General features: G+C 74.8%; 8 protein-coding genes. 5 read left to right on the top strand and 3 right to left on the bottom strand.

The features are described from left to right. Positions 1 to 26: 26 nt before the first annotated feature. Entirely contained in the window at positions 27 to 2174 is a 2148-nt protein-coding gene (locus CCN35_RS21560) for a SpoIIE family protein phosphatase (protein WP_086793962.1), read from the bottom strand. Between the two features lie 276 nt (positions 2175 to 2450). Between CCN35_RS21560 and CCN35_RS21555 the strand changes: the two genes are divergently transcribed. The 5 genes from CCN35_RS21555 to CCN35_RS21535 all read left to right on the top strand — a co-directional run bounded on the left by CCN35_RS21555 (position 2451) and on the right by CCN35_RS21535 (position 6690). Then, positions 2451 to 4886, top strand: coding sequence for a SpoIIE family protein phosphatase (locus CCN35_RS21555; RefSeq protein WP_245863337.1), 2436 nt, complete (start codon positions 2451 to 2453; stop codon positions 4884 to 4886). Between the two features lie 115 nt (positions 4887 to 5001). Continuing rightward, entirely contained in the window at positions 5002 to 5310 is a 309-nt protein-coding gene (locus CCN35_RS21550) for a hypothetical protein (RefSeq protein ID WP_067388725.1), read from the top strand. A gap of 159 nt (positions 5311 to 5469) precedes the next feature. Further along, entirely contained in the window at positions 5470 to 5838 is a 369-nt protein-coding gene (locus tag CCN35_RS21545; RefSeq protein ID WP_067388727.1) for a DUF6479 family protein, read from the top strand. A 115-nt stretch (positions 5839 to 5953) separates the two neighbouring features. After that, positions 5954 to 6163, top strand: coding sequence for a hypothetical protein (locus CCN35_RS21540; RefSeq protein ID WP_086793958.1), 210 nt, complete (start codon positions 5954 to 5956; stop codon positions 6161 to 6163). 5 nt (positions 6164 to 6168) lie between these two features. Continuing rightward, positions 6169 to 6690, top strand: coding sequence for a metallophosphoesterase family protein (locus CCN35_RS21535; protein ID WP_086793955.1), 522 nt, complete (start codon positions 6169 to 6171; stop codon positions 6688 to 6690). Positions 6691 to 7083: 393 nt separating this feature from the next. On the opposite strand, the gene CCN35_RS21530 is transcribed toward CCN35_RS21535, so the two are convergent. Then, the gene (locus CCN35_RS21530; protein ID WP_067388733.1) at positions 7084 to 7734 is read right to left on the bottom strand and encodes an SRPBCC family protein; all 651 of its coding nucleotides are present in this window, start codon (positions 7732 to 7734) and stop codon (positions 7084 to 7086) included. Between the two features lie 35 nt (positions 7735 to 7769). Beyond that, positions 7770 to 8669 (bottom strand): XdhC family protein (locus CCN35_RS21525; RefSeq protein ID WP_086793953.1); only part of this gene is annotated, 900 nt, incomplete at its 5' end.

The following is an 8669-nucleotide window of genomic DNA, read 5'->3' as shown; positions in this document are numbered from 1 at the left end:
GGCCCTCCGGCCGGAGGGCCGGACCGTCACCCGTCGCCCCGCATGCGCAGCAGGAGCAGCGCCACGTCGTCGACCCGCTCCCGCGCCTCCATGCAGCGCTGCACCAGCAGATCGGCCAGCTCGTCCGGCGGCGCGTCCCCGACCTCGCCGAGCCGGCGCCCCAGCGCCGCGACGGCGTCCTCGATGTCCGTCCCCGGCGACTCCACCAGCCCGTCGGTGTAGAGAAGGAGCACCGAACCGGGAGCGAGGCCGATCCGCGTCGTCGTGTACGCCGCCGCCGCGTCGATGCCCAGCAGCGGGCCCCCGGCCAGGTCGAGCACCCGCACCCGTCCGTCCGGCAGCCTCAGCAGCGGCGGAGGATGCCCCGCCCGGGACATCACGGCCGAACGGCTCGCCGGATCGAGCCGCAGATACAGACAGCTGGCGAACAGTTCGACCCCGAGGTCCATCAGCAGCCGGTTGGTGCTGCGCATGACCTCCCCCGGTTCCTGGCCCACCGTGGTGTACGCCCGTACCGCGGTGCGCAGCTGCCCCATCAGCCCGGCCGCGGTCACGTTGTGCCCCTGCACGTCCCCGATCACGGCGGCCGCCGTCGGCGGGGTGGCCACCAGGTCGTAGAAGTCGCCGCCGATCTCCATGTGCTGCGTGGCCGGCAGATAGCGCCCGGCCGCGTCGAAGCCGGGCAGCCGCGGCAGCGAGTGCGGCAGCAGCGCCTGCTGCAGACCGTGCGCCAGCCGGTGCTTGGCGTCGTAGAGCCGGGCCCGCTCCAGGGCCTGCGCCATCAGCCCGCCGAGACTGGTGAGCACCGCCCGCTCGTTCGCGGAGAAGTGGTGCGGCTCGGCGTAGCAGAGCACACAGACGCCCACCGGGCGCCCGGAGGCGATGAGCGGCAGATACGCCCAGGCGGCGAAGCCGTCGGGCAGCGCGAGACAGCCCGGGTACAGCCGCTCCAGCTGCTGCCGTGACCCGAAGAAGGCGGGCACTCCCTTGGTCAGCGCATGGGAGCCCGGCGTCGGCGCGCTCAGCGGGATCCCGTCGAACATCTCGACGACGCGCGGGTCCTGGTAGCCGCGGTGGCCGAGCACATGCAGCCGCCCGGACTGCGAGCCGAGGACCATCAGGGCCTGGCTGCCCACCGCCGGGGCGATCTCGTCCGCGATCAGCCGCACCACGTCCTGCACGCTGACCGCCTCGGTCAGTCCTCCGGCCAGGTTCAGCACATGCGAGATGGTCATCAGCCCGGTCCGCTGCGCACCGGGCTCCGGCGCATCGCGGCTCGGCTCCTCCTCCTCCGTCCGGGTCCGGCTGATCCTCACGCTCAGCCCGGTGGTGCTCGGATACATCCGGAACGACAGCCAGTGGCCGGGCGGGCGCAGGGCCACGAAGGAGATGACACGCTGGCTGACCAGAGCGGCCCGGTAGCGCTCCTCGTACACCGGGTCGTTCAGCCACGGCACCGACGTCCACAGCGGGGCGCCCAGCAGTTTGTCCATGGGCAGGCCGATCAGCTCGGCGGCGGCGGGGTTGGCGCAGGAGACCCGGCCGTGCGGATCGAGAGCGATCAGCCCGTACGGCAGCCGAGCCACCAGGCGGGCCGCCTCGGCCGGATCGGGGACGCCGGCCGCCTCGTCCGCGGAGGGCAGGGCGAGCAGATCGGGCCCGGGACGCACCGGGCGGTTCTCCGCCGCGGCCTGTTCCAGCTGCCTCGCGAGCCGGTCGCAGGACGCGGTCAGGCGCGTGCGCTCCCAGTCGGACAGCTCCGGCGGATGGGACGCGGGCCAGAGCACGAAAACGGCCCCGTGCACGGTCTGCCCGGTCACCAGGGGCAGCGCGGCCATCGCGAAGGGATACGGCGCCACGACGGAGGTCCGCGGATAGCGGCGGGCCATCTCCTCCTCGCCGCCGATCCAGACCAGCTGCCGGTCGCGCACCGCGTGGGCGAGGGGGAAGGGCGCGTTTAGCCCGATCCGCTTCCAGGGGGCGGCGAACGTCCGGGGCAGACCCGCCATCACCGCCATCTCCAGCACCGGCCTGCCGGGCGCCAGCAGATACACCGCGCCGGCGTGCGCATGGACCTCGTCCAGCAGGGCGGCCAGGGCCGAGGACAGCACCGGGCCCTCGACCGTCCGGTCGGCGGCCGACGGTTTCCGGCGAGGCGTGCTGCCGTCGGACACGCCCGACCACCTCCTCGCTCGGCCGCGCGGTGAGCCCTGGGTCCAAGACTCCCCCTTGACGGCCCGGCCCGCACGGTGAACCGGGCCGCGGGCCGGCCGGCACCGCCGGCCCGGCGCGCCCGTCCCCCGGAGCAGCAGCGCATGTCCGCCCCGGAGCGCTGTGCGGAACGCGTGCGCCACCGCACGTTCGAAACGTTTCGAGCACCCCGCGCCGTGGAATCCTGCGAAACCGTCTCAGGGGCTGCACAACCGGGTGATACGCGCTGTAATGGCCACGTGGTCAGTGAGGGAGCTGCGGTACGCAGTACGAGGACGCTGCGGGCCGAATCCGCCCTCAGGACGCTCGCCGCCACTTCCGCCCCCGACCGGTCGCGCCGCGTCCTGGAACAGGCCCTGGTCTTCGCCAACGCGGCGTTCGCCGGTGTGTACGTCCCCGGCGCGACGGGCGAGGTGCTGTCCCTGTCGGAGTCGGCCGGTGTGCCGAGGGCCCTGTACGGGGTGAGGGACAGCTACCGTCTGGCCGGGCGGTCCCCGGCCGCCGACGCCCGCCGCACCGGCCGGGCCGTGTGGCTGGGACCCGAGGAACTCGCCAAACGCGCCGACTCCCGGCGGATGCCCGCCGGGAACATGTCCCTGGCCGCGCTGCCGCTGCGCGGACCGGAGGGCGGCGTCCTGCTCGCCGTCACCGAGAGCCCGGTCGGTTTCGACAGCGAGGACCGGGCGTGCCTGGAACTGATCGCCGAGGCCGTCGCCTGCCCCGCCGCCGCCGAGGTCACGCACGGCGAGGAACTGCCGCCGGACGCGTTCAGCCTCGCGACGGACAGCGGGCGGGTGGAGGGCGGCGACGCCCTTCTCGAACTGTTCGGCCTGAGCCGGTCCGGTTTCGACGGCAGGGTCGAGACGCTGCTGGCGCTGACCGTGCCGGAGGACCTGCCGTCGCTGATGTCCGTGGTCGAGGCCGACCACATGTTCAGCGGCGAGCGCGAGCTGGAGTTCCGCGTCCTGCAGCCGACCGGCCCGCCCCGGTGGGTGCGGCTGCGCGGCCGGCTGCTGCCCGGCGGAGAGGGCCGCCCCGCCCGGCTGGTCGGCACCGTCGCCGACGTCTCCACCCTGCGTCCCGGTGTCACCGACGCCGCCCGGGTCCAGCGGCTCGCCGCGGCCCTGGCGACCGCGGGCACCGTCCACGACGTCAGCCAGGCGGTGGTCGCCGCGTTGCGCGAACCCCTGCGGGCCGACCGGATCGCGCTCGCCGAACTGGAGAACGACCGTCTCGTCGTCACCGCCCTGGCCCCGCCCGAACCGGAGGCCTGGCCCGAGCTGTGGCGCCTCCAGTGGCGCACCGAGTGGCCGGACGCCCCGGTGCGGGCCATGCCCACCCTGGCCGCCGCCCTGCGCGAAGGGCGCGCCCGGATCTGGCCCGCCGGCACCGACCTGGAGCCGGCTCTCGCCGGGGTCGGCCCCGGAGGCCTCGCGGCCCTGCCGCTGACCGCCGAGGGCCGCATGGCCGGGGTCTGCCTGATCGGCTGGGACGCCCCGCACGACTTCACCCCCGACGAGCGTGCCCTGCTCACCGCCGCGGCCGGTCTGGCCGGGCAGGCCCTGGTGCGCGCCCGGGCCTTCGACGCCGAGCACGAGCTCGTCGGCATGCTCCAGCGCACCCTGCTGCCCCGCCGCCTGCCGGGGCTGCCCGGGGCCAAGGCCGTCGCCCGCTATCTGCCCGCGACGGCCGGTCTGGAGGTCGGCGGCGACTGGTACGACGTGATCCCGCTGGCCGACAACCACGCGGCCCTCGTCATCGGCGACGTCCAGGGCCACAACGCGGGCGCCGCCACCTTGATGGGCCAGATGCGCACCGCTCTGCGCGCCTACGCCACCGAGGGGCACCCGCCGGACGTGGTGGTCTCGCACGCCAACCGGCTGCTGCTGGAGATGGAGACCGACCGGTTCGCCACCTGCACCTATGTCGACGTCGACATGGAACAGGGCACTGCCTGGTGCGTGCGCGCCGGACACCTGCCCCCCGTGCTGCGCCACCCCGACGGCCGCATCGAGATCGTGGAGGCCGAGGGCGGGCCCCCGCTCGGCGTCCTGGACCAGGCCGACTTCCCGATGACCCCGATGCGGCTCAGGCCCGGCACCGTGATCGCCCTGACCACCGACGGCCTGGTGGAGTCCGCCGGCAAGGACATCGACGAAGGCCTGGAGCAGTTCGGCCGCGACCTGGTCGGCGCCGACCCCGCCCACCTCGGCCTGGTCGCCGACGCCCTGCTCGGCGACGCCCGCCGCAACGACGACATCGCCCTGCTCCTCATGCGCTACGACGGCATGGCCGTCCGCCCGCTCAGGGAGAGCTGGACGGTGTGGCGGGTGCCCGAGGCGGTCCGGCACGCCCGTCGCTTCACCCGGCGCACCCTGCGCTCCTGGGGGGTGTCGGACATCGACGTCCCCCTCCTCGTCGTCTCCGAGCTGGTCACCAACGCCCTGGTGCACACCGGCGGTCAGGTCCGGCTGGACCTCACCCTCGTCAACGGCAGACTGCGCATCGCCGTCGCCGACAACTCGCCCCGCACCCCCGTCAAGCCGACCGGCATCGGCTGGGAGGCCACCGGAGGCCGCGGCATCCTCCTCGTCGAGGCCGTGTCGGAGGCCTGGGGCGCCGTGCCGGTCGGCGGCGGCAAGCAGGTGTGGTGCGAGGTGCTGATCGGGTCGTGAGACCCGCCCACGGACCACCCGTGGACCGCGCGAGGCCGCCACACGGGTGCGCCACGCCCCGGTCACGGCAGGTCGCGGGCGCCGTGCGCACCCCGGGTGCTTAGGGTCCTGGGCTGTGTCACACACCTTCGAAGAGCTCGTGGCCAAGCAGCGAGCGGTCGACGAGGCGCACACCCGGGTCGAGCAGCTGCGTGAGAACTACGGATCGCCCGCGCAGGAGCGATGGGCCGGACCCCAGAGCGAGACGTACGAGACGGCGTGGCGCGCCTGGCGCGACCTGGTCCGTGATCTGCAGGCCGCCCTGGGCGAGTACGCGAGCGACGAGGGCAGGTCCCGCGCCGAGGTCGAGGCCGAGGTGGTACGGGCGGCCCGCTCGGCCGGGGGGACGGGACAGGACGCCGCCGGCGCCCCGGACGGGACATGAACCCCGCCGCCGGCCGCGAAGCACGCACCGGGCACGTGTGCCGCCGCCGGTGACGGGACCGGTGCCGACGGGGACGGGCCCGGCCATGCGGCCGGGCCAAAGCCGCGCCCGGCCGGTTCCGCGGGCATCCGCCGGCCGGGGCCGGGTACCCGCGGCCCCATGAATGCCTCTTGGTACGAAGCAGCCGCCGCGGCCTCGGTCCTCGGGAGCGCCGTCGTCGTCGGCGGCGGCCTGGTGATCGCCGCCGCCCTGGTGTGGGCCGTCCGGCTCGGCATCGGGGTCAAACGGAACGAGCCCAGGACCCCCCGAAGCGGTGAGCACCCGACGCTGCCCGAGTCCGGACCGGTCCACGAGACCCACCAGCGGCGCGAGCCCGCCGAGGTGCCCCGCGCCGAGGAGACCGGCCGGCGGCTGAGCCCGCACGAGCTCGGCTCCTCCGGCAGCAGGCCCAGCGCGGACCAGAGCCGCCCGCGCTGGGACGGGAACTCCGGAGGCTCCTTCGGCAGCGGAGGCCCCGGCGGCCGGTGACCCGGGGCGGGCGCACCGCACGGGTTTGCCCCGGCCCCTCGGGGGGACCCGGCCGGGGCCCGAAGGGCACGGACAAGGACACAAGGGCACGGACAAGGACACGGGCGGAGAGACGATGAAGGACGAGAACGAAGGACGAGGAGACACCGCGACCGGGCGCGCCACCCGAAGGCCCGCCGCCCAGCAGCCCGAGACGGGCTGGGCGGAGGCCCGCCGCCTCGGGAGGAAGAAGGTGCGCACCTGGCTCCCGGCCGTCGAGGACCGTTCCGGACCGCCCCGGAACCGCACGGGCCCCGAGTGGAACATCGTGCGTGGCGAGGACTGACCGCGGTGCGGCTGCTGCTGGTGAGCGACACCCATCTGCCCCGGCGCGCCAAGGAGCTGCCCGCACCCCTGCTCGCCGAGCTTCCCCGGGCCGACGTCGTCCTCCACGCGGGGGACTGGGCCGACACCGCCGCCCTGGACCTGCTGCAGAGCCGCAGCCGCCGTCTGATCGGCGTGTACGGCAACAACGACGGACCCGGGCTGCGCGCCCGTCTGCCCGAGGTGGCCCGCGCCGATCTCGGCGGGCTGCGCTTCGGCGTCGTCCACGAGACCGGGCCCGCCCGGGGCCGCGAGGCCCGCTGCGCCGCCCGCTTCCCCGACCTCGACGTCCTGGTCTTCGGGCACAGTCACATCCCCTGGGACACCACCGCGCCCACCGGTCTGCGCCTGCTCAACCCGGGGTCCCCGACCGACCGCCGCCGCCAGTCCCACTGCACCTACATGACGGCCACCGTCGCCGGCGGCCGCCTCACCGCCGTGGAACTGCACCGGCTGCCGCGCCGGCCCGCACGGCGCGGCAGCCGGTGACACACAGAAACGGCGCACGGAAGCGGCACACGAAAAGGGCGGCCCCTTCAGGGGTCGCCCCGGTCACTCTTCCCTTTCTCGTGTCCGGCTGTTCGGTGAGATCCGGGCCGCCCCGTGTGCGGAAGCGGCCCGGGCGCTGCGAGTGTGCGCTGTCACGGACCTCCTTCCGGCGAGGATGTGCCGCACATGTGCTGCAGAGGTCATGCATGCCTCATCCGTCGCAGGCGCGCGTACCCGTCCCTCCGCGGACTCATACCGGTGATCAAGGAAAAAAATCCCCCGGACGGGAAGAATTCCGGAACAGAGAAACCACAGGTCACAAGGGCAACGCCGGTCGACTGACGACTCATGCGCACCCGAGGAACGGACGGCCCGCCCCGGCCCGCGGGCGCGTCAGGGCCGCCGGAGCCGGCGTACGCCCATGATCAGCAGCGCGACGGCGGCGGCCGCGCCCACCGCCACGGCGGCCCGCTTGGCCACCGGCGCACCGGCGGTGCGCAGCAGATCGAGCGGCTCGGACTCCGCACGCTCCGCCGCGGGCCGCTCACGGACCTCCCCGGCCCCGCCCGCCACGGCGCCCTCGGCGGCCGGGGCCGACGACGCCCCGGCGAGCCGTTCGGACAGACAGTCGGCGAACTGCCCGACCAGCCGGTCGCCCACCTCCTCCAGCACCCCGCGTCCGAACTGCGCCGGACGGCCGGTCACCGTCAGATCGGTGTGCACCGACACCGCCGTGGCGCCGTTCCGCTCCTCCAGGGTGCCCGTGACCGTGGCCCGCGCCGTGCCCTGCCCGCGCGTCTCCCGGCCGCTCGCGGCGAGCACCAGACGACGGGCCTTCTCGTCCTGCTCCTCGAAGACCGCCGTCCCCTTGTACGTCACCGTGATCGGCCCCAGCTTGACCTTGACCGACCCGGTCACGGTCCTGCCGTCGAACTCCTCCACGGTGGCCCCCGGCAGACAGGGCGCCACGCGCTCGATGTCGAGGAGCGCCCGCCAGGCGTCGTCGACCGGGACGGGCACGGTGAACTCGTGGTGCAGTTCCATGGCGTCAGCTCCTCGTCTCTCCTCGCTTCGTCGCCTCAGACGGAGTCGGCCGCGTGGATGGCCCCGGAGGTCTCGCTCAGGGGGGCACCGGTGCCGCCCCAGCGCAGCGCGATGATCTCGGCCGCGACGGACACGGCCACCTCCTCGGGGGTGCGGGCGCCCAGGTCCAGGCCCACCGGGGAACGCAGCCGGGACAGCTCCTCCTCCGTCAGACCGGCCTCCACCAGCCGCTTCATCCGGTCGCGGTGGGTGCGGCGGCTGCCCATCGCCCCGATGTAGGCGGCCGGCCGGCGCAGCGCCTCCTGAAGCAGCGGCACGTCGAACTTCGGATCGTGGGTGAGGACACAGATCACCGTGCGCTCGTCGGTGTCCGTGCCGTGCAGATAGCGGTGCGGCCAGTCCACGACCACCTCCGCCTCCGCGGGGAACCGTTTCGGCGTGGCGAACACCGGGCGGGCGTCGCACACCGTGACCCGGTAGCCGAGGAAGACCCCGATGCGGGCCACCGCGGCGGCGTAGTCGATCGCGCCGAACACCAGCATCCGCGGCGGCGGGGCGAAGGAGTGCAGGAACACCGTGACGGCGTCCTCGCGGCGCTCGCCGTGCGGACCGTAGTGCCTCAGCCCCGTGGCCCCCAGGGCGAGTTCACCGCGGGCGTCCGCGGTCACCGCCGCGTCCAGGCCGGGCGTGCCCAAGGTGCCCGCCACCGTCCCCGGCCACACCGCGAGCGTCGCCCCGCGCGGGGCGACGCTCGCGGTGTGGCCGGGGACGGTGGCGNNGGCGACCGCGCCGAAGGCCGGGTCGGTCTCGGGGCTCACCGGCCTGACCAGGACGGAGATCTCGCCCCCGCAGGTGAGGCCCACCGCGAACGCGTCCTCGTCGCTGTAGCCGAAGGACGCCACCTGGGCCTCGCCGCTCGCCACGACCTCCCGCGC

The sequence above is a fragment of the Streptomyces thermovulgaris genome (assembly GCF_002155915.1).
Lineage (GTDB): Bacteria > Actinomycetota > Actinomycetes > Streptomycetales > Streptomycetaceae > Streptomyces > Streptomyces thermovulgaris.
Note: the sequence above shows the minus strand (reverse complement) of the source record. Positions and strands in the feature narration are given on the sequence as shown.